The sequence below is a fragment of the Agrobacterium sp. NPDC089420 genome (assembly GCF_044900305.1).
Lineage (GTDB): Bacteria > Pseudomonadota > Alphaproteobacteria > Rhizobiales > Rhizobiaceae > Agrobacterium.
Genome location: NZ_JBJDMY010000019.1, coordinates 19,628 through 44,830, shown reverse-complemented (window position 1 = coordinate 44,830; position 25,203 = coordinate 19,628). Strand labels below are relative to the sequence as shown.

The window sequence follows — 25,203 nt, the reverse complement described above, 5'->3', positions numbered from 1 at the left end:
TGCCAAACGCCATGTTCACGCGACGCCGTGGCGAGAGCGGGGATGCATTGGGCGCTTTCAAGATTTTGCCACGCTCTCATGACCCAGATCGGCATAAAGGGTTTCATAAGCCGAGATCACCCGTTCGGGAGCGACGCCCTTTAAAATTCGCTCCCGCGTTTGAGGCGGTTCCTCAAGAATGGCGGGATTTCGCATGGCTTCGAGCATGCGCGCGGCAAGTTCCGCGGGGTTGCCGGGTGTGAACAGGCGCTCCGGCCTGTCATGGCCGATCTGTTCCGCAACCCCGGCGATATTGGCGCCGATGACGGGTATGCCGCGCAGAATGGCTTCTGCCACGGTGCGACCGAAGGCCTCGGGCCACAATGGCGGGACGATAAGGCAATCGATATCGGCGAAAAACCGGTCGGCTTCCACATAACCGGGAAATTCGACAGGAAGGCCGTCAGCCTGTTGCCGATAGGTTTCGACGCCGCCGGGCGCGCGCCCGGCCATCACGAGCCGCCAGCCCTGGGGTGGCAGAAAGCGCAAGGCCTCGATCAGGAGATCCGCCCCTTTTGGCGTCTCGATGCGCCCGAGATAGCCGAAAACAAGCTGCTCTGCCGGCGCGCGTGGGAGACGTGGTGCCGGCGATGCCGGCGTTGCGATGGCATTCCAGATCACGGCGCGGCGTTTTGCAGGCACATGGCTGAAAAATCCTGCCTGCACATGGCGTTCGACAATGTCTTGGCCAACGCCGGCGACGGCGTCGACCGCGCATTGGCAGCGCCGGTGCAGCGATGAAAAGATGCGGCATTTCTTGCTGCTGCCATCACAAATGTGCCCGTCATGGAACAGCGAGCCATTGGTGCACATGCTGGTGAAATCATGCAGGGAATGGACCAGCGGAAGACCGCGTCTGCGGATCATCGGCCAGATCAGCGGCGTCAACTCGGACAATGAATGGGTATTGACCACATCCGGACGGAAATCATCGATAACGCGCGCCAGCCGGCGCACGAGGCGCGGATCCAGCTGCACCGCGATCTTATAATATTTCTGTTTCCATACCGGTTGCCGCTCCCAGTCACCGATAAAAAACGGCGTGGTATGTCCGAGGCGATGAATGGAAAAACCGTTGCGCAACTCCACAGGCAGCTGTTTCCGGGAAATCGCGGCCACTGCAACCGTGTGTCCCCTCTGCGCCAGCCCGCGCGCAAGATCTTCCACGAAGATTTCCGCGCCTCCCACCCGGTCCGGCGAAAATAGCGACGTTATCTGCAATATCCGCATGCTGAAGTTCCCGCGCCAATATTTGTTCTTACAGTCATTGCCGTGCTTCACCTGCGGTGAAACCTGTGCCGTGTTCCGGCATCAATCACGCCAGAATACGGTTCTGGCCGTGTCATCTGCAGCCGGTGAAACCGATATCGCGGCTGCGGTTAAAGATTGTCTGCGTTGTCCCCCATCGCGCTCGCCTCCCGGCGTGTGCAGGCACAGGGCAATGATGGGAGCGAGGAAGACGGCATAGGCCATGGCGAAACCGGGTATCTGCAGCGAAAAATCGAGCGTCGAATGCAGGACGACAAGCAACAGCCCCGCAAGGCCGAGATGCGAAGCGTAACGATAGCTCTTTCGTTTGCGCGCCCCATGAATAAGGATGACCAATTGGCCAAGCACAAAAAATACGGCATAAAACGGGAAAGCCATGCCGAGGGTCAACAAGCCCTCGGCATAGACATTATGCGCGTGGGTGACGACGGCGTTCACGCCGCATTGTGCCGCATGATAGGGGGCGTAGGTTTCCGTAAAGCTTGCGAGGCCTGATCCCCATGGCCAGTTGTCGGCAATGGCGCGCCCGATGCCGGGCATGTAACAGAAGCGCATATCGTCTTCCAGCCGGGTTTCCATGCGCAGGGCCACCCGATTGGCGAAGAGTGCGAAGAGGCCGACAGCGATGGCCAGCATGATGGCGGCCCGGCGTTTGGAGCCGCGCCGTTTACGCCTTGAGGCGGCGGCGGTGCGGCCCGTTCTCGGCGGCGCATTAAAAACAGCCAGAAGAATAAGGAAAATCAGGGCCACGAAGCTCGATACGATGCCGGCGCGCGATCCGGTCAGCATCAGGGCGATAAAGCACAAGGCGGCGAGCCCGCCGATGAAAACGGCCTGGCGGATGAGGCGCTTCTGGTCACCGGGCACTGTCAGGCGGTTTGCGACGAGGGCCTTGATCCTTTCCCAGTCAGGTGCCTGCAGTCTTTTTTGCAGCAGAGCGCCAAGGGTGAGCAAGATGAGACCGAAAAACGTCGCGGCGGTATTGCGATTGACGAAGAGGCCGGTCAGGCTGCCGAGGTAGAAACGTTTCTGAATAAAGCCGAGCATGTCGGGAAAAAGCAGAAACTGCACGATGGACAACAGCGCGAGCCAGCCGCCGCCGATTGCAAACCATCGCAACGCTTTTGCCGCCCGCTCATCGGTATTGAAGATCACCAGCCCGGTCATGAAGGCGCCGAAGGGCAGGGCGGCGCTGAGCAGACCGAGGCGATCATCCGCCGGGGTGAGCGAAATTGAGGCGGTGGGCGCGACCTGCGTAAACATGGCCGCTGCGGACCAGGCCGGGTTGGGTGGTGCGACGCCGCCAAGGGACATGGTTTGCAGAAAGACCTGGACGATCAGTGCGCCAAACAGAAGGCAGGCCGCCACCAGGACCTTGCCGGCTCCGGCGCGGGGCGGACCCAGCAGAAGGATGCTGGGGACCAGCACGAGATAAATTGCAATCGTCACGACAATGCGGCTTTCGATTTCCGTTGCGCCGCGATTAAGGAGCGTCAGAAGGAAGATTGCCCAGAAAGCGGCCGTAGCGGTTGCCCGGACAGGATCCTGAAATGCCGCCGGTCGCAGCGGCGAGGAGGACAATGGTTCTGATCGGGCTTCGCTTTGTGACATGGGTTTCGGCTTTGAAAGAATGGCTCTGGCGGTGGTGTCCGGATCAATGATGCATCAGGGTTGTATCGCCTGTGACATTACGGGCGCGGCATGGCGCGATTGCCGCCGCCCTGTGGTTCGGGTTTGCAGATATGCCGCAGCGTCCAGCGTAGAATTTCCCCCTCCTTGCCGCAGACGATCGCCACATCCGCCTTGCGGGCCGCTTCGGCCTCGGGCAGCGTTCCTTCCGGGAAAGCTTGCCACATCACGAAGCGCCCGCTTATCAGGTTGGCATCCGCCGGCCCGTAAAGCTGGGAAAAATTCATCAGGACGGCAATCTCCATGGGGGCGGCGTTGCGCAGTGAGCGCACCATTGCAAGGCGCAGCCAGACATCGCCATTTGCGGGAAAACAGGATAGCGCATGGCGAATATAGGTTTCTGCAAGGCCAAGACGCGCCGTGCCGGCTTCGGAGGTGTCATCGCTGCCATTTGCATCAAGATCGGCCATGACGAGCCGCAGCCCGGCCTTGATGATGTCCGAGCGGCATATTTTTTCCGCCATGACCGGGCGCAAGCCCTCGACGGTCTTTGCCAGGAGATCGGGAGCAAGGCCGTTGGCCTCGTCGGCGATTTTCGCCAGGGCGATGATGTCGGAAAAACGCCGTGTTTCGGACAGTGCCTGTGCGGCAAAGGACAAGACGGTGACCGCGATGATGAGAGCCGGCGCGGCCGCAAAGACCTGACCCAGGCGGGTCACGCCGTTTGTCCTAGTCATGATAATAGCGCGTATAACGCGTATGGTAATATTCGCTCGAACCATAGGCCCGGTAAAGTTTCAGCTTTTCCGTATCGACCTTGTTGAGGATGACGCCGAGGCATTTCTTGCGGATCTGGACTTCGTTTTCGATGGTGTTGCGGACCGCCCTGCGGGCGGTCTTGCCCCATTCCGTGACGAAGACGAAACCATCGATCCGGCCGGCCATGGCGCGGGCATCGACGACGGGGCCAAGCGGCGGCAGATCGACGACGATGTAATCGAAGGCGCTGCTCGCTTCGGCCAGCAATCTGTGCATCTGCGCCGATGTCAGCAGTTCAGAGGAATGTGGCACACGCTGCTTGACGACGGTCGGCAGGAAGGCAAGCCGTGTTTTTTCGTCATGCAGAAGCACGTCACGCATTGCACGGCCTTCGAGCAGAACCTCCAGCAGGCCCTCGCCGGCGTGACGCGCCAAAGCGCGCGTGGCGCCGGGATTGCGGATATCCGCATCCAGCAGCAGGACCCTTGCACCCTGGCCGGCCAGAAGCTGCGCCAGATTGATCGAGATCGTCGATTTCCCCTCGCTCGGCAAGGAGGATACGACACCCACCACCCGCGCCCCGCTTTTGGCGGGAATGCCGAGATCCATGGCGAGCCGCGTGCTGCGCAGCGTTTCGGCGAAGGATGATAGCGGGTGGTCGACGGCATAACGGGCGACGCTGGACGGTCGTGTGGTGTTCGGGGAGCTTGCCGCCCCCTTCGCCAAATCGTCTGGGGTTGGTTTGTCCGCAACGAGCGGCGTGTTGCCCAAGAATTCCAGACCGAGGACATCGCGAACCTGTTCTCCCGTGCGGAAGAAACGGTCGCGAAATTCGCGGAACGCGGCAATGCCGCCGCCAGCCGCAGCGCCCATGATCATGAACAGCGCCAGAACCAGCGGTTTATTGGGCTTGCTCGGAATTTTCGGCGGCATCGCCTTGGAAATCACCCGCGCTTCCGTCACCGGGAAGGATTGCTGCTGCATCGCTTCCTGATAACGCTGCAGAAAGGTCTGGTACATGTTCTTGTAGGTTTCCGCCTCGCGCTGCAATTCGCGAAGCTGAACCTGGGTCTGGCTGGCCGAGTTACTGACGTTGGTGGCCTTGGCGACACTTTCCGCAAGCGACCTCTCTCTGGCTTCCGAGACTTCCAGATCGCTTTTGTAACTTTGGGCTATGCGGCTGATTTCCTGAAACATCAGCCGGCGATATTCCTGCATTTCATTGCGCAGGCGCACCGCCTGCACGTGATTGGCGCCGAGCCGGCTCGTGATTTCCGCTTCGACCTTCGACGATTCGAGATATTTCTTGCGCAGATCGTTGGCGACCGAGCTTTCGAGAATATCGGTGACGACCGCATCGACATCGTCGGTGGCCAGAATATGTTCGATGCGCTGCACCCGCGCCCGCGCCCTGGCCGTCTCCGACTGCGCCAGGATCAGCGCGCTGTTGGATTCAGCCAGTTGCTGATCGGAAAGCAGACCATTATTGCCGGTTTCGATCAGATTGTGTTCGGCACGGAACTTCTGCACGGCGAGGTCGGTATCGAGCGCCCTCTGGCGCAACTCGGCAATACGTTCGGATAACCAGTCGCTCGCCCTCTTTGTCGCCTCGTATTTGGAGTTCAGCTTGTCGACCAGATAGGCAGACGCCACGGCATTGACGATCTGGGCGGCAAGAACCGGCGATGTCGAATTGTAGGTCAGTTCGAGCGCATAGGTTCGGCCGATACGTTTGACGCTGAGGCCCTGCAGCAGCCGGTCGGACAGCGCCCGCTTCAGGGTGCCATCGTCAATGACGGTCTCTTTTTCCGCCGGCGAGAACCATTGCGACACATTGAGGAGCGAGCGGACGGTGCCGAGTATCGAACTCAGAAAGGAGGCGCGCGTGGCCCTAAACTCCTGATTTTCCGTCAGGTTGAGACTGTCGACGACGGCAAGCCCGATGGTCTCCGATTGCAGGACCTCGACCTGACTCAGGATCGAGGCTTCGTCCTCGATGACGCCGCCGATCGTCGAAAGCTGCTCGACGACCTGGCTGTTGTTACGATCGATCAGGAGGGTAGCCGAGGCAGAATAGATCGGCACGGCTGTCGCCGCAAAGGCGAGGCCGATCGCCCCGGCCACGGCAATGGCGGCAAGCACGACGCGCCATTGCCGGCGAATCGTCGCCAGGGCGGCGTCGATATCGATAAAATCGGCCGTGAATGCGCTTTTGTCGTATTCGGCCATCGTCAGGGGATCGTGCCTTTGCAACAATTGTCAGCCTCGCTCTTTTGGCCGGGTGCGGAGCCCGCCACGTCTCCATCATGGGAGAGGCGGCCGTCATTCACGTCAAAATGACGGCGAAGCCATGCTTAAACGGGACTTGTGCTTACCGGTGTGCTGGTGCTGCCGGTTGAGAGTGACCGGCCGCGGCCGGCCGGTGCGCCGGCGTCACCGGATTGCGCAGAGCCGCTGCCGGTCTGGCTGGCCGTGGTGGCCGAGCCGCCGACGCTGTTGTCGCTGGCGGGCGAGGAACCGGCGCCGCCGATCGGCGAGGCCGCCGCTGCCGCCGCAGGCGCTGCGGCCGCCGGGCCGGCAGCCGTTCCTTCAATATTCTCGCTAAAGGCGATGAGGAGATCGGAGGGCACGCCCGCCGCCTTCGTCTGCAGCTGGATCGCGGCCGCAAGGATCGTATTGCCGTTCTGCATCGCCGTGGAATAGGCGAGCGCCAATCCTTCGCCGACAACTTCGGAGAAGTCCTTGTTGGCGACCTTCTGAGCCAATGCGACGATGGTGGGCAACTGGCTCGAATCGCTCAGAACCAGAGCGGAAAGCTGTTCGGAAAGCTGTGCCGCGCTGGTCGAAACGGCGATGATCGGAAACCCGCTCGCCACCTTCCCCGTCAGATCGGCACCCGCCGCATCGGTGCCGGAAGCCAGGGCGATGAGGTCTTTGACCGTTGCTTGCGTCGGAGACTGCTTGAACAGCTCCGCAGCGGCAAGGGTCACCATATCCGGGCTGGTGCTGTTGACGCGGGCGAGGAAGGCAGCCGCGGTTTCATCCGCAGCCTTGACCGGCGCGCCTGCCGTAACGCTTTCGACAGGCGGCGTCTGCTGCGGGGCAGCCACAGGTGCAGCATCCACGTTCTGGGCATTGGCTGTTGCGGAAAAAAGAACCATGCTGGCGATCAGTATCGCACCGGTGAGCGCCGAGCCATTACGAAGGCGAGACATCACAAATCTCCAAATTAATAAAAATACGAATTTAAATACGCAAAATGCCGAACGTGGTTAGCCAGCACGTAAAATGTTTCCTTTAAATCGCATAGCCCATGCCAAGTATCAAGTGTTAAAATAACTTGTCGATTGGAACTCTTCATTATCCTTAACCGGCAGTCCGTTGAACAGGTTGTCGGAAAATTGATTCTTCATCGCTCCCTTCCTGCGCGATTGCCTCGCTCCGTTTTCAAGTCGAAGGAAGGAAACGTCGAGCTACCACCGTTCAGCCGCCGTTAAAGCCGACCGTGTTCTTGCCATGCGCAAGGTGCGGGCTTCACTTCTCTGTTCTTTTATGTGTATCTATCTTGTCCCTTGGGCGATCCCGCAAAAATACCCATCAGCCGTATTGTCTCGTTGTTATGGTTTTATGCGGTGACGGATATCGATAATATATAATTTATTTATTCAAAATTATTTTGGGTTTTATTGATGATAGTAAATCTTCAGGTATTGCGGACGATCGCGGCGCTTTTGGTATTCTTTCATCATTTGATGCCGTTGATTGACCGTGTATTTCCAGGCGTAAGGAAATACGAAACGGGCGCTTCCGGCGTGGATATATTCTTTGTCCTGAGTGGATTTATAATGGTTGTGACGACCTATCAAAAGGACGCCGACCCGGTCAGATTTTTAACGAACAGAATCGTGAGAGTCGTTCCGATATATTGGATCATGACTTTGGTAATAGTCTGTATTTTTCTTCTGGGCGCCCGTCCTTTGGGGGTCATGGATTTGCAGCCGAGCTACATTTGGAAATCTTTGTTTTTCATACCCTTTCAGCGGGCGGGTTTTTGGGAGCCCATCTTATCTGTCGGATGGACATTGAACTATGAGATGTTCTTCTATGCGGTATTTTCTTTGCTGATGATTGTACGGCGATTCTATCTCAGGATATTTTTCCTTGTATTTTCCCTGTTTGCTTTCGTCGCTGCCGGCCTGTTTTTTCATTTCAACGACTATCTTGAATATTACAGCAGCCCCGTGATCCTCGATTTTGCGCTGGGTGCTGCCTTTGGGGCATTTTTTTGTGCGAGACGGGGCAAACCGGCTGCTCTCGGGCCACGGGCAGCGTGGTTTCTTATTGCGTTGGGAGGCCTAGTCATCGTTGCCACGAGTACGGGATTTAATCTCTATAACAATAATATACTGCGGCCCATGACATGGGGTGTTGCTGGATTACTGCTGGTTGCGGGTTTGGTTTTCCTCGAACAGAACGGTCACGTCGCCAAGCATTGGTTCCTGGTGCTTTTGGGGAATGCCAGCTACTCGATCTATCTCGTTCACAATCTAATGATTCAGATATCGATGAAGGCTGTTGGCATGACAGGAATAGCTGGCTTCCCGTCATTGGTTCTCACGAGCTGTCTGGCTCTGGGATTGACCACTTTATTCGGTCTGGCGTCATATCGGTTTATCGAGGCGCCGATTAATCAGGCCTACCGGAAAAGAGATGGCGTTAGGCGTGTTTCCCTTCAACATTGACCCGTTGAACCAAAGGGGGCTTCGGGTATCCGGCGGTGGTATTTTCGTTTCTGAACTGTCCGCTTACACAGGCCGCCCGCGAACAATCGGAAAGGGGAGGACTTCCCCCACTCAGAAGACCTCAAGAACCGTCAGCTGGTCACTGACGGAAAACCGGTAACGGCCGTCCTCGCGCGGAATGGCGTGTCGGCTGACGGAGCCGTCGTCGTTGAAGCGATGCGCGATGATCTGGTCATGGGGGCCGGTCACCGAGAAGGCGACCGGGCGTTCGGCCGGCGGGTTTTCGATCCGGGCCGGCCATTGCCAGCCAGGGAGCGCGAGCCATACCGGCACAAGCAGGGCGCCATCGGGTCTCGTCAGCTGCAGGGACACTCTTTCGGAAACGCTGTCGAGGAAGGCCAGCCGGCGGTCGGCCGGCTTGGTCTGCCGTTTCGCCGTGCAGAGAGAAAGAAGGGCGCGAACCGCTCCGTAGGCGGGCGTGCGACTCAGATCATGGCGCAGCAGGCCAAAGGACGATTCCGGATTGGTCTCGTCCTGGGCGAAGCTGGAAACGATTTCATAAATGTAGGTTCTGCGGATTCCGCTGAGGAAGCACCATAAAAGCATGCGCGGCATGTAGCGCGCCTTGATGCTTTCGGTGACGGGGAAATGAAAGCTCTGGGTCTGGAGCGAGGTATGGTAGCCGATTTCGGTGGCGAGCGTCGGTCGCCCGGCGGCGATATGGGCCGAGGCGGCGAGGGATTTGGAGAGGGCGCCCGGCCCGGTGGTTTCGGGATGTTCCATTCCGGCATAGGGATGAATATTGCCGTACTGGCAGACCTGCGCCAGATCTGAGGCGAGCGCCCGGTTGGTCAGGACATAGCTCGGCGCGGCGACGGACACGGCGTTCAGGCCCGGATCTGAACGAACGGCTTCGTACAGGGCTGCCTGGTGTCGCGCCGAAAGGCGTGGGGCGTTCTGCGGATCGGAGGTGAGGACAGGTTCGTTGCTGCCTTCGAAAATCTCGATGCCGCCGTCACACCAGTCGTAGAACGCCGCCAGCCTGTCCAGCGGGGTGGCGAAGTAGGGATTGAGATCGTCATAGCAGATGATTGTGAGGCGGATGCCGGCGGCGACGATCTGGCGCAACCGCTGGAAGGCGGGGGTGTTGCGGCTGTCTCCCGCCGCAATAAACCCCTCGTCACGCAGATGGCGCACGCCGAGAGCTTCCAGTTCGGGCAGGATGTGCTGGAATTTTTCCGGATAGATCCCACGGGGGCGGGCGAAATGCCCGCATACCCCGACGCTGTCGAGAAAAGCGTCCGTGCTGGCGGCAACATCCGTCTGGGCCTGCGACGGGGAAGGACGCAGGCCACCCGTCGCGGCAAGGGCGAAAGACGCCGCCGAAAGCAATGCGCGCCGGGTCATGAGGGGCGCGGCCAAGTGCATGTCTTCTTTCATTTGCGCCTCCTGATGCGATATCCGCCAAAACCGGACCGCTCGCTTTACGGCTTTGGTCTAGCGGGCGAACGTTGCATTCAGATGTCGGCCGGAAACCGCGCTGACGACACTCTCGCCCCAGGCAAACACCGGTTTCAGGACGACGCGATCGATAATCAACCCGCTTGCGATGGCGCAGAGGACCGAACAGATCAGAATGACGGATGGGGGGAGAGAGGTCGCGGTGGGGGTAAAGCCGATCCTGTCGAGGGCGGCATAAACGGACGGATGACACAGGAAAATGGTGTAGCTTGCGCTACCGAGCGGTGACAGCCGATTGAGAAGCGGCCGTTTCATTGCCGAGACCGCCAGAAAAATCGTCATGCCCGTCCCATAACTGATCGTATAACGATACCAGGTTTCCTCAAAGCCGTAATCATGGGAATAAGCCAGGAGGCAGATGGGCAAGAGCAGCGCGTAAAACGCGCCGATGGCGATCCACGCATATCGGCTCTTGTCCCTGTCGCGCCCGGCGTTTGACGCCTTCCACAGCGACGCCAGAAAACACACGCCGACCATGAGCGGCAGCGCAACCGGCATCTTGATGCCGAACTTGTATCGTATCAGCGAGATGAGCGCTGCAAAAACGAAAAATGCAACAGTCGCCGCCGTCACGACGCGTAAATCGCCGGCGCGGCCGACGAGGAAAAGCAGGGCGCAGATCGCATAAAAAGTCAGGTTGATCTGCAGGGTCCAATAAAGGCCCATGACATTTTCCGTCAGGAAAAATCCCTGCAGCATCGTCGCATTGATGGCCACCACCTCGGCTGGAAATATCCTGCCGGGATCGTCCCAGGGCAGAAGCACGCCGAACAGGAGCGAAAGCCAATAGGCCGGATAAAGATGGAAAAACCGGTGCAGCAGGAAAGCGGTCAGCGGTCTCTGATATCGGCGGGCGGCATTTTGCAGCGATGACAGGATGAAATAGCCGCCCAAGGCGAACAGCACGATCACGCCGAGTTTCCCGACATCGAGAAACACCTTCGTTGCGCTGAAAAGGCCGCGCGTCAGCACATCCGTTTCACCGCGGTTGTGCATCTTCAGGATCAGGTGCGAATAGGCGACGCAAACCGCGGCGAGGCCCCGCAACATGTCGAGATTATAGTTTCTTGCGGGTTTTGTGCCGCTGTCAGACGTCATTAAATCCACATTTCCAATATAAAATTAAGTAAAATGAAGTCGTAAAATTGGTGGCGACCCGTGTTTGCGCAGGCTGCCCGCATATATGTGAATATGAGTATCAATGGATGTTATTTTTTGCAATACGGCGCTGATTCCGCCGCGTCGCAAAAAAATCACTTGAAATGCCGGTGATTTCGGTGCTTTTTAGTTCCGATATTTTGACGTTGATTTTTTAGGCATTACATCCACCGGTCTATTTTTCAGGCGTACAGCCAGGCGTGTGAGCTTGGGTTGGGGCGCGGACCGGAGTGGAGACAGAAATTTTTATGAAGGAAAATAGAGCGTATCCGCATGCGAATTCTCCATCTCAGCAGCCTTTATCCGCCCCATATCGTCGGCGGTTGCGAACGCTCGGTCGAGCATCTTGCCGAGGAGCTCGTCTCCATGGGACATACGGTTGGCGCGGCCTGCATTGAGCGGCAGGCCGAACCGAAGACGGTGCGCAACGGCGTCAGCGTTTACCGCATGTTTCACAACAATGATTTCTGGCTTGAGGACTGGCCACAGTATACGCCACAGCAAAGGCGTATGCAGAAGCTCAAGCAGCAATGGAACTTCAATGTCGAGAAGCAGTTCGAAGCCGTTCTTGACGATTTCAAACCGGACGTTCTCAACACCCACTCGCTGCTGGACGTGACGACGCTGGTGTGGCGGGCCGCGCATAAGCGCCGCATCCCGATCGTCCATACGATCTGCGAATATGACCTCTTGTGCGGCAATGCCGCCATGTTCAAGGGCGGCAAACCCTGCGAACACATCCATCTGGGTTGTCAGGCGGTGAACTTCACCAAGAAATTTACCCAGCGTTATATCGGCGCGGTCGCAAGCGTGGGTACGGAAATCCTCAAGACTCACGTCAATCACGGGCTTTTTCATCACATTCCGGAAAGCCTGCGCCGCGTCATCTTTTATTCCTGCACGGTTCCGGAGGGGGATCCCGTCGCGCGGCGGCGGATCGACCGGGTGGGCCGGCCGCTGACCTTTGGTTATATCGGCCGTATCAACACCGAAAAAGGCGTCGGCAATATGGTCGATGCTTTTAAGGAAATCGGCGGCGGCGACTGGCGCTGTCTGGTTGCCGGCCATGCGATGGATGATTCCATCGAGCGCTTCAAGGCGCAGGCGGGCGACCTGCCGATCGAGTTTATCGGCTGGGCGAGGCCGAAGGAGTTTTTCGAAGAGATCGACGTCCTCATCGTCCCCTCCTTCTGGGCCGAACCTTCGCCGCGCACGATTTATGAGGCCTACGCCATGGGCGTGCCGGTCATCGGCGCCGCCTCCGGCGGTATTCCGGAGTTGATCGGCGAGACCAATCACGACTGGCTGTTCGAACCGGGCAACGCCACGGACCTCGCTGCGCGCATACGCCGCGTGCTGACGCTGTCGCGCGAAGAATTGCCGACGGAAGCCGATTTCGGGAACATCGTCGAGGAATCCACCTCGCGCCGGGTGGGCGAGAACTATGTGAAGCTTTATGAGGACGTGCTGGCGAAAAGCAGGGCAGCGGCGGCATGACGGCCCTTTGTCCGGCGGCCCTGGATGAAGCGTCGCCTCGGCCGCTTGGGGCGTGCAAATGCTGAAAACGAAGGATGATGCTCCGGGGCTGGAAAGACGTTCGGTGACAAGCGCCTTGTGGAGCGCTGTCGGCGGTTATGGCAATGTCTTCCTGTCCTTTGCGGTTTTTCTCATTCTCGCGCGTCTGCTGACGCCGGATGAATTTGGCCTCGTCGCCATCGCAACGGTTTTTGTCGACATTATTCTTGTCATCGCCCGCGGCGGTTTGCCGGAGGCGGTGCTGCAGCGTCCGCAGCTGGAAGAAGATTATGCCGATACCGCCTTCTGGTTTTCCCTCGCCTGGGGCGGCGCGTTATGCGCGCTGCTTGCAGCAGCCGCTCCTCTTCTTGCGGTTCTGTTCGGACTTGCCGAACTCGGTCCGGTATTGATGGCGTTGTCGGCCGTGCTCTTCATCATGGGCGCCGGCAGCATCCATGAGGCCCGGCTGCAGCGTGAATTCGCATTCCGCAAGCTCGCCATGCGGGCGATTTTTTCCAACATGGCCGCCGGCGCCATCGCGATCATTCTTGCCCTTCAGGGATGGGGTGTGTGGGCGATGGTGGCCCAGCGGCTGATCGCCAGCATCGTTACCACGGTCCTGAACTGGCTTGCGTCCGGCTGGGTGCCGCGCCGGCGTTTCCTCAGGCATTATGCGGCGGACCAATGGCGTTTCGGGTCCAGAATTTTCTCGGCCAGTTTTTTATTGGCCATGAATCTGCGGCTCCAGGAGCTTATCGCGGCAATGTTCCTGACGCCCGCTGCGGTTGGTTATATCCGGCTTTGCTGGCGCTGTATCGACCTCGTCAGCCAGTTCGCCGTCATTCCATTCGGTTCGGTGGCCATGGCGACCTATTCTCAGGCCCATGCGCAGAAAGGATCGGTTGAAGAGGCCTGCCTCGGTTTCATCCGTTTTTCGGGCCTGCTGGCCTTTCCCTGTTTCGCCGGCATGGCGGCCGTTGCGCCGCTATTCATTCCGGTGCTGTTCGGGGAGAACTGGAAACCAGCGGTTCCCGTCCTGCAAATCCTTTGCCTCATCGCCATTCCCTTCGTGGTGGAATCCTTTACCTGGGGTGTGCTGGCGGCGATCAAGCGGCCGGAACTCAATCTGAAAATATCGATCCTGCAATTGCTGGCCGGTATCGGCCTGAGCTTCCTTGCCGCACCCTTCGGCCTTTATCCGGTGGCCTGGGCGCATGTGGCAAAAGTCTATGGCGTCTGGCCATTGGGTATTGTCTACACCCAGCGTCATGGCGGCGTCGAATTCGGAAAAATCATCAAGGTCGTCGCAATACCGCTGGGCGCCTCCATCATCATGGGCGCGTCTGTCTGCGTGGCGGGGCTGATGATCGACGGGCATTGGCCACCGGCCGTTTCTCTGGCGGCCCTGGTTGCCATGGGCGTCTGTGTTTATGCCGCGTTGATTTATGCCGGCATGCCCACTGTCGCGAGGACATGCGTTGGAGAATTGCGCAAAATATTGTCGCGCGGCTGACGCCGCGGCGCGACGGTTGCTGCCGGCACCGTTCACCGCCTCACGAAAACGGCAGCGCCCGCAATTTTTCAGGACCCGGGACCGGTGGCTGCGCGAGCAGGATATCGCGAAACGCAGCGGGATGCCGGATGGTCCTTGCCGCGAGTGACAGGAGTTTCCGGCTTTTATAAAGGCGCACCATATCGGCTTTCAACGGCTCTCGATAATGCGCAGTCTTGATGCGTGCCCTGCGCCCGAGCAGGGCCTCACGCCGCTGGTCGCCTTGCGGCAACATGCCGATGAGGATGTCGCTCGACGCCAATAGCTGTGCGTTGTTGACGACTGTCTGGGACGTGGAGCGCTGTCCGGATACCGCGCCGGTTGGCGTTGTATAGAGATAGAGCGCCTCGTTGAGGATAGCGGCTCTGCAGCCGGTCAGCATCAACTCCGCATAAAGAAGAAAATCCTCGCCGACACGGAAGGCGTCGCGATAGCGAAGGTTGTTCTCCTCAAGCAGGCGTCTGCGGAAGACCGGCTTCAACCATCCGGTGTGGCTTTGCCGGCCCGGCCCGTCGTTTTCGCAAAGGTTCTCGATCGTCCATTTGGAAAGAGCGCAGTCCGCTGAAAAGGCCGGGCCGACAATGCTGTCGGCAACGAGATCGTAAAGCAGGAGATTGTCGGCGACCATGTCGAGGCCGGCATGTTCGGAGATTTCCGTCAGTCTTTTCAGCCTGTCGGGCAAATAGGCGTCGTCCGCATCGAGAAGAGCGATCCATTCGCCGCGGGCAAGCTCGATACCGGCGTTGCGGGCGGCGGCGGGGCCTGCATTGCCTGGCCGGCGGACGACCTGAAAGCGGCTGTCGCGCATGGCGTAGGCCTCGGCCAGCGCCGCGGTTCCATCCGTGGAGGCGTCATCGATGATCAGGGCTTCCCAGTCCGTGAAGCTCTGCCGGCACAGGCTGTCCAAGGTCCGCGCCAGCTTCCTTTCCGAATTGAAGGCCGGGATGAGAATGGAATAACGCATGAAGCCTCTTGCAAATCAGTGTTTCACGACCTGCTACACCCCGAAACCTGTCCGTTGCCCATGGTTTGCCGCTGCGGCATCTATCGATCGACTTCTGGCGGTATCGACGGGTCGTGTTCAATATTTAAAATAAAGTATGAATGTCTTGAAATATGCCACGCTCTTCAAGCGCTCATCTTTTTAAGGGTATTTTACGTGGGGAAGGAAGGCAAATCGCGGCCGTCGACAGGGGATCAGTATATTTGGCCGACATGTTGCCGGCGGGTTACAGTCCGATGGGCTGGAACGCGCAACCCGCGCCTATGCGATGATCGAGAGACCCGACTCCAGAATTTTCAAGATCGTCAGCCGGCCCGTCGTGAAAGCGCCGGTGTCGATGCCGATCCGTTGCGGCCCGGTTTCCGGTTCCGTCACCGGCGTATGGCCATGGACGACGATGAGGTCCAGTCCCGCGCCGCGCGAAAGAAAAGGTTCGCGGATCCACAACATGTCTTCGTCGGTCTGCCCCTCGAGCGGCACGCCCGGCCGCAAACCGGCATGCACGAAGATGTAAGGCCCGACGCGGGCACAGATCGGCAGGTTGGATAACAGCTGACGATGGGTCTGCGGGATTGCGCCAAGCAGGGCATCCTTGAACGGCTGGAGCCGCAGGCGGCCCTTTTGCAGAAAATAATCGAAGTCGACCCCATAGGACAGAAGCGTCTGGCGGCCACCGAAATCGAGCCAGTGCATGTTGTCCTGCGGATTTTCAAGGAAGTCGCCGAAAAGCTGCTCGTGATTGCCGCAAAGCGCAATGCGGCGCAGCGGCGCGGGTGGTGGCTGCAGCAGATGCTCCAGAACGCCGCAGGAATCGCGCCCGCGATCAACATAATCTCCTAAAAGAACGACAAGAGCGGGGGAGGGGTTGCCCGCCAGATCCGCGAGGATTTTTCGCTCCGCCTGCAAGAGCAGATCAAGGCTGCCATGCACGTCGCCAATGGCATAAATCGGAAAGGAGGCCGGCTTGTCGCCAAGGTCTATTCTGCGCCGCCTCCGGTCATCTCGGGAGGCTGGCTGTCTGCGACCGCGAATCCAGTTGAGCACCTTGGGCATAGCTGCCGATACTGTCTCTCCTGCATCAGGTCAAGAGCGCTGAAAGCGGATGCCCTGTGACCCGCCGGGATTGCTCCGGCGCCGGGATCATGCCGTCGCCAGGGCAGCCTTCGAACAAGGCTGCCGGAGGCGGTTTGCGCGAAACGGATTGCTTCCGCTCGGCGTCAGAAGAAGGCGTCTTTCATACGCGAAACATATGGTTCCGCGCTTCCGGGATCTAGAGCTTCAGCCAGACGCGCGGGTTTTCGTGCGACTGGATCTTGATCCATTTCAGGTCCACCGATTTCCAGGGTTTGACCACATTGGTGCGGTTGTCCAGCACCAGATCGCCTTGGCTGGTGCTGACGACCAGAACCGCATGGCCGATGCCGGTCGGAGTGCGGGCGGTGGCGATGCGCAGGGCGCCCGAGGGCCAGCCGGCGCGTAGCAGGCGTTGCCGTTTGGTCACCGCGTAGTCGTCACAATCGCCACTTGCCGGGTTCAGCTTCCATTCGTCCTCGCCGTCCAATTCGCCAACATAGCTTATCGCCGTATTGATCTCGGCGTTGATGCGCTGAAGTTCCGCACGCTTCTGTTTCGTCAGCTCGACGGTATCGCGATCGCCGATCCGGATGCACTGGTCGGCGGCATTGTCGCAGAATTTCGCGAAGGCGATGGGCGCGATGGTCGGACGGGTTGTCGTCATGAACTGGCCGGGCCGTGAGGCCGCCGGGTTCTTCGCCAGGCCGCCGAGCGGGATGGCCGACGCGGCCGTTGCAATGCTTGCCGCCACGCCAGCGGCGATGGCCAAAGTCTTCGCCAGACGGAATGTTTTCTTCGCCATGTCTTTGCCCCTGCACAGTTGTTTTCTTGTGCCTGGCACCATAGCCGCCCTTTCTTGCGGGCCGTTTAAGTCGATAGATTGCTTTTTAACGAAATTGAATTTTGTTGCCGCCCGGTTGACGGTGACGGCAAGCGCGGCACGTGCCGGATGTCATTTGCAGCGGGTTTGCCCCTGGGCATCGACAATGCAGCTTTGTTGCGGCACGGGATTTCCACGCTCCCGTCGTGTATCAGGCGCGGCGCGGTTGGCCGGCGGCCGGTCATAATTGCGGTAGACCTCGAAATTGCGCCTCCCGATCGTGCCTTGCCCGCCGCCATGCCCGTCCGGCGTCACTTCGAAATTCTGATATTGCTGCGCATGCGCCACGACGGCCGGGCCTGCGGCGAAGACGAATAGGCCCGCCGCCAGTCCGGTCCGCAATGCCGTCGATAGATACCGGCGCGAAACCATGCCGCCTCTCCCGATGGTGGAGCGAATGGCGGGCTTCCGGCGCTCCGTTTTTGTATCGCCCGCCGGGATGATTATATCATCAATGCCACGTCGAATGGGAGAAGGATTCGACGTCGCACGAAGAGGCGAATCGCCATCGTGCCGCTGTTGCGCCGCCACCGGGCGCCATGCCTTCAGACAGGCGGGCCGGAACATAAAAGGGCCTTTTTCCCGCTGAAAAATTAAGCTCTTCTCCGCTGCATTTATAGGCTTCACAATCCTGTAACAACGGACCTAATATACAAGTGCAGATGCCGAATCGCTCAGGAGAAGCCCTTGACGATTGCAGTTTCCCCACAGGCCCTGCCGGCGCTCGTTCTGAACGCAGACTACAGGCCACTGAGTTATTATCCCTTGTCGTTATGGTCCTGGCAGGACGCGATCAAGGCTGTTTTTCTCGACCGTGTGAACATCATTGCAGAATATGATCACGCGGTGTCGTCCCCTAGCTTTTCCATGCGGCTGCCGAGTGTCGTCAGCCTCAAGACCTATGTGCAGCCCACCCGCAACCCCGCCTTCACGCGCTTCAACGTTTTCCTTCGGGACAAGTTCGAATGCCAGTATTGCGGCTCGCGCGACGACCTCACCTTTGACCACGTGGTTCCCCGCGCGCATGGCGGCGAAACCACCTGGCACAATGTCGTGGCGGCCTGTTCTCCGTGCAACCTTAAAAAAGGCAGCAAGCTTCCCAAGCAGGCGGGCATGTTCCCGGCGCAGAAGCCCTTCCAGCCGACGGTTCAGGATTTGCACAATAACGGGCGGCTGTTCCCGCCCAACTATCTGCACGAAAGCTGGATGGACTATCTTTACTGGGATACCGAACTGCAGCCCTGACCCCTCAGGACTGCAAGGCGGTTTTCCGTTTACCGGCTTTTACGGCTCGCGCCAAAAAAGGCGATGGCCGCAAGTGCAACGCTTGCGATGACATTCCAGCCTGCGAAGGAAAGGCCGAGCACCCGAAGCGCTGCATCATTGCAGGAGGGGGCCTTGATGGCATTGAGATTGCCCAGCAGGTCGCCGGCATTGGTGGTGATGGACGGAGCCCCGGTGGCGCAGGTGATCGGGCCTTCCCAGAAACCCCATTCGACGCCGGCATGATAGACGCCCAGCCCGGCGCCGATCAGCATCGCCACGCCGATGAGGGCAAGCAGCAGCCGTGTGATCTGGGTCGGCAGTTTGAAGACGCTGGTCGCAATGGCCAATATGCCCAGCGGAATGGCGTAATAATAAGGATCGCGCTGCAGCAGGCACAGGGCGCAGGGCGTGTAACCGCCAATATGCTGGAAACCGAGGGCGGAGCCGACGGTAAAGATCATTCCCGCCGTCACCGCAAGCGCGGCGAGCGTGCGGCTGTTGTCGGCAGTCGTTGCATTGGCCATGATGTTTTCCCCAAACTTCGCGAAGAAGCAGATATCCTGAACGGACTTTCAAAAAGGCGGGCGTGATGGCGAAATTAAGTCGCCGGTCAAAGCGGATGTTACGGGACTCGTCTAATCCAGTCCTTTGCATCTGGCAAATGAAAGCCCGGTCAGAAAAGGCGGCCTGCAAGCAAGCTTTCGTGAGCGTGCCGGAAGACGGTTCGCACAATCGGGTTTCCTGGGAATCCAAGGGTAACACGCAGGAAGTCAAAGCGATTTTGGAAATGGTACCCCAAGCCGGGATCGAACCAGCACTCCTTTCGGAACCGCATTTTGAGTGCGGCGCGTCTACCAATTCCGCCATTGGGGCAACGGTGGTAATGCCACGGCGTCTATCATGGTCGAGGCCATGCGTGCAACCCCAAAGCTGTGAATTTGGCGTGTTTGCCGATGCCATGGCCTGCGCCGTTACCTGGCATCGGCGTAGACGCGGGGGATGCCGCGGCAGGGTGCGGCCGTGCCGTCCCGATACGGATGCCGCTGCGACGTTAAGGTAATATTAGTCTCCTCTAATAAATCAGAATATACGCAATTGCTAATTGAATTATAATGTCGGGGTGGAATGTCCACGCGGGGCGGGAGAAGCCAAACTCATAGGGAGGAAATTATGAGGGCGCTTTCTCGCAATTTATTATTGTCGGCCTGTCTGATTCTACCGGTCAACGCGCATGCGCTGGATATCGGCATCGGCGGCGAAAACGGGGTGAATGCCAGTGTCGGCGGCAATGGCAGCGGCGGGCTCGGGGTCGATGCCTCCGTTGGCGGCAGCAGCGGCGTCAATGCCAGCGCCGATGTCGGCGGCCGAAGCGGCGGCGGACTGGGTGCGGATGTCAACGCGTCCGTCGGCGGCAGCAATGGGGTCAATGCCGATGTCAACGCGTCGGTTGGTGGTTCGAGCGGCGTCAATGCGGGTGCCACGGCCTCGGTCGGCGGTTCGAGCGGCATTAATGCCAATGTCGGGGCCAATGTGGGCGGATCGAGTGGTCTCGGCCTTGGCGTCGGCCTGGGCATCGGCGGCTCTGGATCGAGCGGCACGCCCGGAAATCCCGCAAGCCCCTCCAATCCCGGCGGCGGTTCGGGAACGATGTCTCCCGGCGCCATGCGCAACGCCATTCAGGCTTATAATGACATGTCGCGGACCGAGCAGATCAGGCTCGCCCGCCGTTGCGCCGAGATTCTCGGCGGCGGATACGACGCTGCGCTGACGCAATTGTGCAAGATGATCCGCACGGCCTCGCGCTGACGGTCGCATGCGGTAAATCCGGAGGGCGCCCCGCCGGCGTCCTCCGTTTTTTCAAGCGCCCTTGCGTCCGAAGGACAGAATCTTCTGCCGCAGGCTGCGGGCGAGGTTGCGCGTGTTGCGATACATGTCCACCTGTGTGGAAACCTGGCGCACGTCGCGGTCGCTATTCTGGCTCAGCCCGACGACCAATGTGCCCATTTCCTGCCGCTCCTGCCAGAAACGGCTCATGATCGGATGGTCGGGCACCGCGCAGCTGTCGCTCCGCAGGATATTGGCGTCGTCCAGGTGCCAGTCCGTCAGTTTCTGCACCAACAGCTTGCCGGGTGAAAATTGCGCATAGGCCTCGTCGAAGGCGGTCTTCCACGTGTAAGCCTCACCGGCCGTAATGAAGACGACCATCGACGCGATGGCGCTGCCGTTGAGATCGATGGTGTGGATGCGCACCGCATCGGCTTCGGCCAGATTGGTGATCGCCTCGCGGGCGAAGGCGGCGCGATAGCGGTCGTTGACCAGTGCCGTGCGTTTGCGGCCTTTCCAGCCGCTGGCCTCCAGCGCCAGGAATTCCTCCATGCGGTAACGCACGTCTTTGGGCTGGCGGGTCACGCTGTAGGAGAGCGCCCCCAGTCTTTCGAGCTGGCGCCACTGCCTGCGCATTTCCCGCAAATGGTGTGGGGCAAGGGCGTTCTGCAGATAGGCCCTGCCGTCGAGCAGGCTTTCCAGCATTGGCCGATGATAGTGCCCCGTCGTTGTCACCGGCAGGTTGCGGCTGAGCGCGATTGCCCTGAACATCCGGGCAAAAGGCCCCTCCAGCCGCACATCCGGCAGCACCAGGACATTCGGCAGGCGCATGTCCCGATCGGAAAGCGCGTCGAAAAGATTATCGAGCGTCTCGGCGGCGCCCTCGGTATCGACCAGCGGCGTCCCGAGCGGCCCGAAGGGATTGGCCCAGACGCGAATAATGGAGGGACCGATGGAAAAGCCCGGCTTCTCCACGGTAAACGGCATCAGAAACCGCATGCGGCTTCGGGCACCGTTCTCATCGCGGATAAGCGCGAAGCGCACGGATTTGTCGTCGATACGCGGCATGGCGGGTGCAAGAAGCCGGCCGGTGAAGAAGACATTGGCCTCCATGACGCGGTTGGACAGAAAGTCGAGTTCTTCCTGCATGTCGTAACCGAGCTGACCCGGATAGATGCAGAACTCCCGGCCGTCGCGCCCCACACGCCGGCTGCTGTCGGCCACGGGGCGGTCACGCTCCGCAGACGCCATCAGCGCCGCGATGCGCGGGTCCTGAAAGTCCGGATTCTTTGGATCGCTGGACATGCTTATCGTTACACCGCCTTCCCAGTGTCTTGACCCGCCCGGGGATCGTTGAAGGCAAAAAGGACGATCCCGAGTGTGCGGCGAATGGCAATATGCAATAGCACAGCTTCTATGCACATGGCTATCGCGACCGCTGCCGCAGCCCCTGCCAGACCATAGACCGGAATGAGCGCCATGTTGAGTGCAATGTTGCAACCGAAGATGATAATATAAAGCACAACGCACAATTTTTGTTTGCCGGCCATGTTCAGCAGCGTTTCTCCCGGACCGATCATCGCTTTTGCGAGGAAGCCCGCAAACAGGAAAAACATCAGCTCGTATCCCTGCACGAAGCCGGGACCGAACAGCGACAGCAGAAACGGCCCGGCCAGCAGCACCACGCCGCCGACGGCAAGCGATGGCCAGAAAGCCCAGCGCGCGGCCTGGCTGGCGAAACCGGAAAGGCCCTGCCTGTCATTGGCCGAAATCAGGGCGGCCAGACGCGGCGCCGCGGCCGCTTGCACCGAGAAAAACACGAATTGCATCAACACGATGGTTTTTGCCGCAGCGAAATAGATGCCGACCTGATCCGGCGGCAGATAAAGGCCGACGATCACCACATCGGAATTGGTCATGAGGAAACCGATGCCGTCGATCAGGAAGACCGGAAAGGCGAATTTGATCCAGTGTCGGAAATGGACCCTGCGGGCGACGCTGCGGAAATGTTGGTTTAGCCGGCGATTGAGGAAGGCGAAGTGACAGATCGTGGTGACATAGGTGGCGAGAAGCGCCACGAGCATGGCCGTCGTCGCGGTCTTGTCGGCACCGAGAGCGATTGCCGCCAGCATGAACAGCAGGATCAGCACCGGGCGGACGATATAGGTGGGGCTGAGCGCGGAAACGGCCCAGCCATTGGCGCGGGCCGTGCCGTTCAACACGTCGCCCAGCGCCACCATGGGCAGGGTGAAAAGCGCCAGCGAAACGGGAATGAGATAATAGGCGGCGATGCGCTCACCGAAGACATACAGGAATACGAAACCGCAAAGCGCCAGCGCACTTGCGGACAGCATGGCGAAGACACGGGCTGTCGAGGTCAGCCCCATGATCTTGTCATGGGCTTCCTCCAGGCGATAGCCGGGCAGGAAGCGGATGACGGTGGTATGAAAGCCGAGACAGGAAAGATTACCGAACAGGATGACCAGAACCCAGACAAAGGCGAACAGGCCATATTCGAACTCACCCATCAGCCGGGCGAGGATGATCTGCGACAGGAAGGCAATGCCGGCGCTGACGATGCGCACCGCGAAGGCAACCAGCGCCATGCGCTGGGCGCGGGAGACATCGTCGCCCCCGAGGCCGATGACGGCGACTTTCGCCACCAGCGGCGCAAGTTTGGCGCGCAGACCTGCGGGTAAGGCTTTTTCCGCCGTGTTGAGGATAGCCATGATCCACACGCCATCATTTCCAGTTGAATAGGCAGGCCGAGTATAGGCGCTTTATCCTTAACGAAGGGTTTGGGAGCTGGGGAACTGTGTCCCGACACCATCAGCTTTTGTTGGCCTGCGAATGCCGTTGAACAGGAAAAGGGCAAGCGTGCTGCGGCGTATCGCCTGGTGCAGCAGATAGGCGGTTGCGGTGGTGGCTGCGACGATGATGGCGAATTCCAGTATCGGCGGCAGCGCGATCAAAATGAAGAGCGTACCGAAGGCGTAAACCAGCGGATGATGAAACAGGTAAATGGTGAAGGAGGCGTCCGTCATGCGTCTGGCAAGCCGGCTCGGCCTGTCGAAATAACGGCAGGCGAGATCGATCAGCAGGCGGCTCGCCGCCACTGCCGCGATCGCCGAAACCAGCACCAGCAGGGCCGAGTTTGAGAAGGGATTTTGCAGGCGCAGGGTCACCGCCGCCCCGATGGCTGCCGCAGCGACAATGGCCGTGAGAGGTCCGGTCTGGCGAAAGCGATGGAAAAGAACCCGATCACGCTGAAGCAATGCGCCGACGAGGAAGAATGGCAGATAACGCGCATACGGATCGGAAGCGCGCTCATAAAGAACAAGCAACCTGTTTCCGCTTCCAGCCGCCAGCAGGCCGGATCCATAGACCGTCACCTCCCACAATATGGGAAAGAGGCAGAGCATGGCGAAAAACAGAAGGGCGTGCCGCTGCCGCAGATTGTCGAACCAGTCTCTCGCATGGGTCCACGGTCGGCATTGCGCGAGGAAAAGCAGGCCGGCCAGCAGGACGGAATAGGCGATGAGGGCCGGCAGGAACCAGAGATGCATGATCCACTGTTCGCTCGGGTGCAGCAAACCGGGAGGGCTCTCAAGCAGCCGGTCCGCCGGTATATCGCCCCTGGCGATACCGGCCAATTGCAGCAGGAACAGCTGTAACGGCCCGAGCAGAAGAACCGCCACGATGAAGGGGACGCCGAGGCGGAGGAAACGCTGTCCGAGCCAGCGTCCCTTGCCCTTCTTGCCAATGACCATGGTGGAGAAATATCCGGCGACCAGAAAAAACGCCGGCATGCGGAAGGTGACGAGCGCTGCGCCAAGCGCGCTCAGAAACGGGCTGGTTTCGAAGTCCTTGATGTCCCATGGCAGGGCATGGCTGTAGAGCAGGGAGGCGTGGTAGGGAATGCCGAGAAGCATGAGGAGAGCCCTGAGCGGGTCCCAGTAATGCTCATAGTCTGACTTGCCCGGCTGCATTTTTCCCCCGCGCCGAAAACGCGATACCGTGTGATCCGCAACGGCCGACACGACTATTGGTGGAAAAAGCTAATAAACCCTTCATGCGCCGGAAGGGGTGGGCGGCGCCTTTTTCCTGGGCAGGAGGTCGAGCACCAGGGCGCAGCCGAAAATGATGATGCCGGCGCCGAAGAGCTGGGGAAGCGACAGCGGCTCGTCGAGCACCAGAGCGCCGACCAGAACCGCCACGACGGTGACGGCGAATTCGACGCTGATCGCCCTGGTCGCGCCTATGGTCGAGACCAGGCGAAAATAGGTGATATAGGTGAGGCCGCTCATCACCACCGCCTGGACGAGGAGGTAGCCATAGTCGATGAGGCGGGGCGTTCCGGGCAGGGGCACGGCCAGAAGCAGCGGCAGCGTCATCATGCCTCCCGTCAGGAAGGAGCCGATGGTGATTTCCCAGGCCCCCACGCCCTTGAGGTATTGGCTTGCGTAATTGCTGCCATAGGCGGCGCAGATGCAGGCGGCGACGGCGGCAGCGCAGCCGATGATGAAGCCGGTGGTGACGGGAACGGCGGGAAAGCCGACAAGCAGCACGATGCCGCCGAAACCGATGACGAGGCCGATGCTCCCCTGTCTGGTGAGGCGCTCAAGACCCCAGACCTGTGAGATGAGCATGGAAAAAAGCGGGATGGTCGCCACCAGGATGGCGGCCATGGCGGTGCCGATCAGCGGTGTCGCGTAAGAAAGGCCGATCAGCTGTCCCGCAACCGTCGTTGCGCCGACGACCGCGAAGGCATGCCAGCCGGCCGAAAAGGCGAGTGTCCGACGCGCCGCCCGCGCGATGAGAAACAGCGTGACGGCGGTGACGAGAGAGCGCAGCGTGACAGCGCCGATCCAGCCGAAGGCCGCAACCACATGCAGCAGCAGCAGGAAGGACATTCCCCATGCAAGCGCGAGAAAGAGATAGGCGGCGAAATCGCGAGGGGCCATGGGAGCAT

Annotated in this window: 21 protein-coding genes and 1 tRNA gene; 5 read left to right on the top strand and 17 right to left on the bottom strand. The window is 59.7% G+C overall.

Going from position 1 to position 25,203, the window contains the following annotated elements:
• Window positions 1-57: 57 nt before the first annotated feature.
• The 5 genes from ACI2KA_RS23090 to ACI2KA_RS23070 form a co-directional block, all read right to left on the bottom strand.
• Window positions 58-1,269: a glycosyltransferase family 4 protein gene (locus tag ACI2KA_RS23090; protein ID WP_404504796.1), complete on the bottom strand. Its 1,212-nt coding sequence runs from the start codon at window positions 1,267-1,269 to the stop codon at window positions 58-60.
• Window positions 1,270-1,350: 81 nt separating this feature from the next.
• A complete protein-coding gene (locus tag ACI2KA_RS23085; protein WP_404504795.1) occupies window positions 1,351-2,919 on the bottom strand; it encodes an O-antigen ligase family protein in 1,569 nt (522 codons plus the stop codon).
• A 77-nt stretch (window positions 2,920-2,996) separates the two neighbouring features.
• Entirely contained in the window at window positions 2,997-3,656 is a 660-nt protein-coding gene (locus tag ACI2KA_RS23080; RefSeq protein ID WP_404504794.1) for a hypothetical protein, read from the bottom strand.
• Between the two features lie 10 nt (window positions 3,657-3,666).
• Window positions 3,667-5,925 carry a polysaccharide biosynthesis tyrosine autokinase gene (locus ACI2KA_RS23075; protein ID WP_404504793.1) on the bottom strand — a complete coding sequence of 753 codons (2,259 nt, stop codon included), beginning with the start codon at window positions 5,923-5,925 and terminating at the stop codon, window positions 3,667-3,669.
• A gap of 125 nt (window positions 5,926-6,050) precedes the next feature.
• Window positions 6,051-6,911: a hypothetical protein gene (locus ACI2KA_RS23070; protein ID WP_404504792.1), complete on the bottom strand. Its 861-nt coding sequence runs from the start codon at window positions 6,909-6,911 to the stop codon at window positions 6,051-6,053.
• Window positions 6,912-7,385: 474 nt separating this feature from the next.
• Between ACI2KA_RS23070 and ACI2KA_RS23065 the strand changes: the two genes are divergently transcribed.
• Window positions 7,386-8,438, top strand: a complete 1,053-nt coding sequence (locus tag ACI2KA_RS23065) for an acyltransferase family protein (RefSeq protein ID WP_404504791.1) — start codon at window positions 7,386-7,388, stop codon at window positions 8,436-8,438.
• A 111-nt stretch (window positions 8,439-8,549) separates the two neighbouring features.
• Here ACI2KA_RS23065 and ACI2KA_RS23060 read toward each other — a convergent pair whose 3' ends face one another.
• Both ACI2KA_RS23060 and ACI2KA_RS23055 read right to left on the bottom strand, forming a co-directional pair.
• Entirely contained in the window at window positions 8,550-9,878 is a 1,329-nt protein-coding gene (locus ACI2KA_RS23060; RefSeq protein WP_404504790.1) for a hypothetical protein, read from the bottom strand.
• Between the two features lie 57 nt (window positions 9,879-9,935).
• A complete protein-coding gene (locus ACI2KA_RS23055; protein WP_404504789.1) occupies window positions 9,936-11,057 on the bottom strand; it encodes an acyltransferase family protein in 1,122 nt (373 codons plus the stop codon).
• A gap of 333 nt (window positions 11,058-11,390) precedes the next feature.
• On the opposite strand from ACI2KA_RS23055, the gene ACI2KA_RS23050 reads away from it, so the two are divergent.
• Both ACI2KA_RS23050 and ACI2KA_RS23045 read left to right on the top strand, forming a co-directional pair.
• The gene (locus tag ACI2KA_RS23050) at window positions 11,391-12,614 is read left to right on the top strand and encodes a glycosyltransferase family 4 protein (protein WP_404504788.1); all 1,224 of its coding nucleotides are present in this window, start codon (window positions 11,391-11,393) and stop codon (window positions 12,612-12,614) included.
• Between the two features lie 58 nt (window positions 12,615-12,672).
• Complete coding sequence (locus tag ACI2KA_RS23045; protein ID WP_404504787.1) at window positions 12,673-14,145, top strand: lipopolysaccharide biosynthesis protein; 1,473 nt, start codon at window positions 12,673-12,675, stop codon at window positions 14,143-14,145.
• A gap of 40 nt (window positions 14,146-14,185) precedes the next feature.
• Here the strand turns inward: ACI2KA_RS23045 and ACI2KA_RS23040 are convergent, their stop codons facing one another.
• The 4 genes from ACI2KA_RS23040 to ACI2KA_RS23025 form a co-directional block, all read right to left on the bottom strand.
• Complete coding sequence (locus ACI2KA_RS23040; RefSeq protein WP_404504786.1) at window positions 14,186-15,148, bottom strand: glycosyltransferase family 2 protein; 963 nt, start codon at window positions 15,146-15,148, stop codon at window positions 14,186-14,188.
• 300 nt (window positions 15,149-15,448) lie between these two features.
• On the bottom strand, window positions 15,449-16,240 hold the full coding sequence (locus ACI2KA_RS23035; RefSeq protein WP_404504785.1) for a metallophosphoesterase family protein: 792 nt from the start codon (window positions 16,238-16,240) through the stop codon (window positions 15,449-15,451).
• A gap of 217 nt (window positions 16,241-16,457) precedes the next feature.
• A complete protein-coding gene (locus ACI2KA_RS23030; protein ID WP_404504784.1) occupies window positions 16,458-17,063 on the bottom strand; it encodes a transglutaminase-like cysteine peptidase in 606 nt (201 codons plus the stop codon).
• Between the two features lie 150 nt (window positions 17,064-17,213).
• Complete coding sequence (locus tag ACI2KA_RS23025; protein WP_404504782.1) at window positions 17,214-17,513, bottom strand: hypothetical protein; 300 nt, start codon at window positions 17,511-17,513, stop codon at window positions 17,214-17,216.
• Between the two features lie 315 nt (window positions 17,514-17,828).
• Here ACI2KA_RS23025 and ACI2KA_RS23020 point away from each other — a divergent pair, with 315 nt between their 5' ends.
• Window positions 17,829-18,386 carry an HNH endonuclease gene (locus ACI2KA_RS23020; protein WP_404504781.1) on the top strand — a complete coding sequence of 186 codons (558 nt, stop codon included), beginning with the start codon at window positions 17,829-17,831 and terminating at the stop codon, window positions 18,384-18,386.
• A 29-nt stretch (window positions 18,387-18,415) separates the two neighbouring features.
• Here ACI2KA_RS23020 and ACI2KA_RS23015 read toward each other — a convergent pair whose 3' ends face one another.
• Complete coding sequence (locus tag ACI2KA_RS23015; protein ID WP_404504780.1) at window positions 18,416-18,931, bottom strand: disulfide bond formation protein B; 516 nt, start codon at window positions 18,929-18,931, stop codon at window positions 18,416-18,418.
• Window positions 18,932-19,195: 264 nt separating this feature from the next.
• Window positions 19,196-19,280 (bottom strand) — tRNA-Leu (locus tag ACI2KA_RS23010).
• Window positions 19,281-19,577: 297 nt separating this feature from the next.
• Between ACI2KA_RS23010 and uppQ the strand changes: the two genes are divergently transcribed.
• Window positions 19,578-20,213, top strand: a complete 636-nt coding sequence (gene uppQ / locus ACI2KA_RS23005; protein ID WP_404504779.1) for a polysaccharide biosynthesis GNAT family N-acetyltransferase UppQ — start codon at window positions 19,578-19,580, stop codon at window positions 20,211-20,213.
• A 51-nt stretch (window positions 20,214-20,264) separates the two neighbouring features.
• Here uppQ and ACI2KA_RS23000 read toward each other — a convergent pair whose 3' ends face one another.
• The 4 genes from ACI2KA_RS23000 to ACI2KA_RS22985 form a co-directional block, all read right to left on the bottom strand.
• Window positions 20,265-21,536: a GNAT family N-acetyltransferase gene (locus ACI2KA_RS23000; RefSeq protein ID WP_404504778.1), complete on the bottom strand. Its 1,272-nt coding sequence runs from the start codon at window positions 21,534-21,536 to the stop codon at window positions 20,265-20,267.
• A gap of 8 nt (window positions 21,537-21,544) precedes the next feature.
• On the bottom strand, window positions 21,545-22,960 hold the full coding sequence (gene uppV / locus ACI2KA_RS22995) for a Wzx-type polysaccharide biosynthesis protein UppV (RefSeq protein ID WP_404504777.1): 1,416 nt from the start codon (window positions 22,958-22,960) through the stop codon (window positions 21,545-21,547).
• Between the two features lie 57 nt (window positions 22,961-23,017).
• Window positions 23,018-24,220, bottom strand: a complete 1,203-nt coding sequence (mdoC, locus tag ACI2KA_RS22990) for a glucans biosynthesis protein MdoC (RefSeq protein ID WP_404504776.1) — start codon at window positions 24,218-24,220, stop codon at window positions 23,018-23,020.
• A gap of 81 nt (window positions 24,221-24,301) precedes the next feature.
• Window positions 24,302-25,195, bottom strand: a complete 894-nt coding sequence (locus ACI2KA_RS22985) for a DMT family transporter (protein WP_404504775.1) — start codon at window positions 25,193-25,195, stop codon at window positions 24,302-24,304.
• Window positions 25,196-25,203: the final 8 nt, after the last annotated feature.

Coding starts and splice junctions, on each gene's coding strand:
- uppV (WP_404504777.1), bottom strand. CDS start 22,960: ATGGCTATCCTCAACACGGCGGAAAAAGCCTTACCCGCAGGTCTGCGC.
- ACI2KA_RS23050 (WP_404504788.1), top strand. CDS start 11,391: ATGCGAATTCTCCATCTCAGCAGCCTTTATCCGCCCCATATCGTCGGC.
- ACI2KA_RS23030 (WP_404504784.1), bottom strand. CDS start 17,063: ATGGCGAAGAAAACATTCCGTCTGGCGAAGACTTTGGCCATCGCCGCT.
- ACI2KA_RS23055 (WP_404504789.1), bottom strand. CDS start 11,057: ATGACGTCTGACAGCGGCACAAAACCCGCAAGAAACTATAATCTCGAC.
- ACI2KA_RS23000 (WP_404504778.1), bottom strand. CDS start 21,536: ATGTCCAGCGATCCAAAGAATCCGGACTTTCAGGACCCGCGCATCGCG.
- uppQ (WP_404504779.1), top strand. CDS start 19,578: ATGAGGGCGCTTTCTCGCAATTTATTATTGTCGGCCTGTCTGATTCTA.
- ACI2KA_RS23035 (WP_404504785.1), bottom strand. CDS start 16,240: ATGCCCAAGGTGCTCAACTGGATTCGCGGTCGCAGACAGCCAGCCTCC.
- mdoC (WP_404504776.1), bottom strand. CDS start 24,220: ATGCAGCCGGGCAAGTCAGACTATGAGCATTACTGGGACCCGCTCAGG.
- ACI2KA_RS23090 (WP_404504796.1), bottom strand. CDS start 1,269: ATGCGGATATTGCAGATAACGTCGCTATTTTCGCCGGACCGGGTGGGA.
- ACI2KA_RS23045 (WP_404504787.1), top strand. CDS start 12,673: ATGCTGAAAACGAAGGATGATGCTCCGGGGCTGGAAAGACGTTCGGTG.
- ACI2KA_RS23040 (WP_404504786.1), bottom strand. CDS start 15,148: ATGCGTTATTCCATTCTCATCCCGGCCTTCAATTCGGAAAGGAAGCTG.
- ACI2KA_RS23015 (WP_404504780.1), bottom strand. CDS start 18,931: ATGGCCAATGCAACGACTGCCGACAACAGCCGCACGCTCGCCGCGCTT.
- ACI2KA_RS23070 (WP_404504792.1), bottom strand. CDS start 6,911: ATGTCTCGCCTTCGTAATGGCTCGGCGCTCACCGGTGCGATACTGATC.
- ACI2KA_RS23065 (WP_404504791.1), top strand. CDS start 7,386: ATGATAGTAAATCTTCAGGTATTGCGGACGATCGCGGCGCTTTTGGTA.
- ACI2KA_RS22985 (WP_404504775.1), bottom strand. CDS start 25,195: ATGGCCCCTCGCGATTTCGCCGCCTATCTCTTTCTCGCGCTTGCATGG.
- ACI2KA_RS23060 (WP_404504790.1), bottom strand. CDS start 9,878: ATGAAAGAAGACATGCACTTGGCCGCGCCCCTCATGACCCGGCGCGCA.
- ACI2KA_RS23085 (WP_404504795.1), bottom strand. CDS start 2,919: ATGTCACAAAGCGAAGCCCGATCAGAACCATTGTCCTCCTCGCCGCTG.
- ACI2KA_RS23025 (WP_404504782.1), bottom strand. CDS start 17,513: ATGGTTTCGCGCCGGTATCTATCGACGGCATTGCGGACCGGACTGGCG.
- ACI2KA_RS23075 (WP_404504793.1), bottom strand. CDS start 5,925: ATGGCCGAATACGACAAAAGCGCATTCACGGCCGATTTTATCGATATC.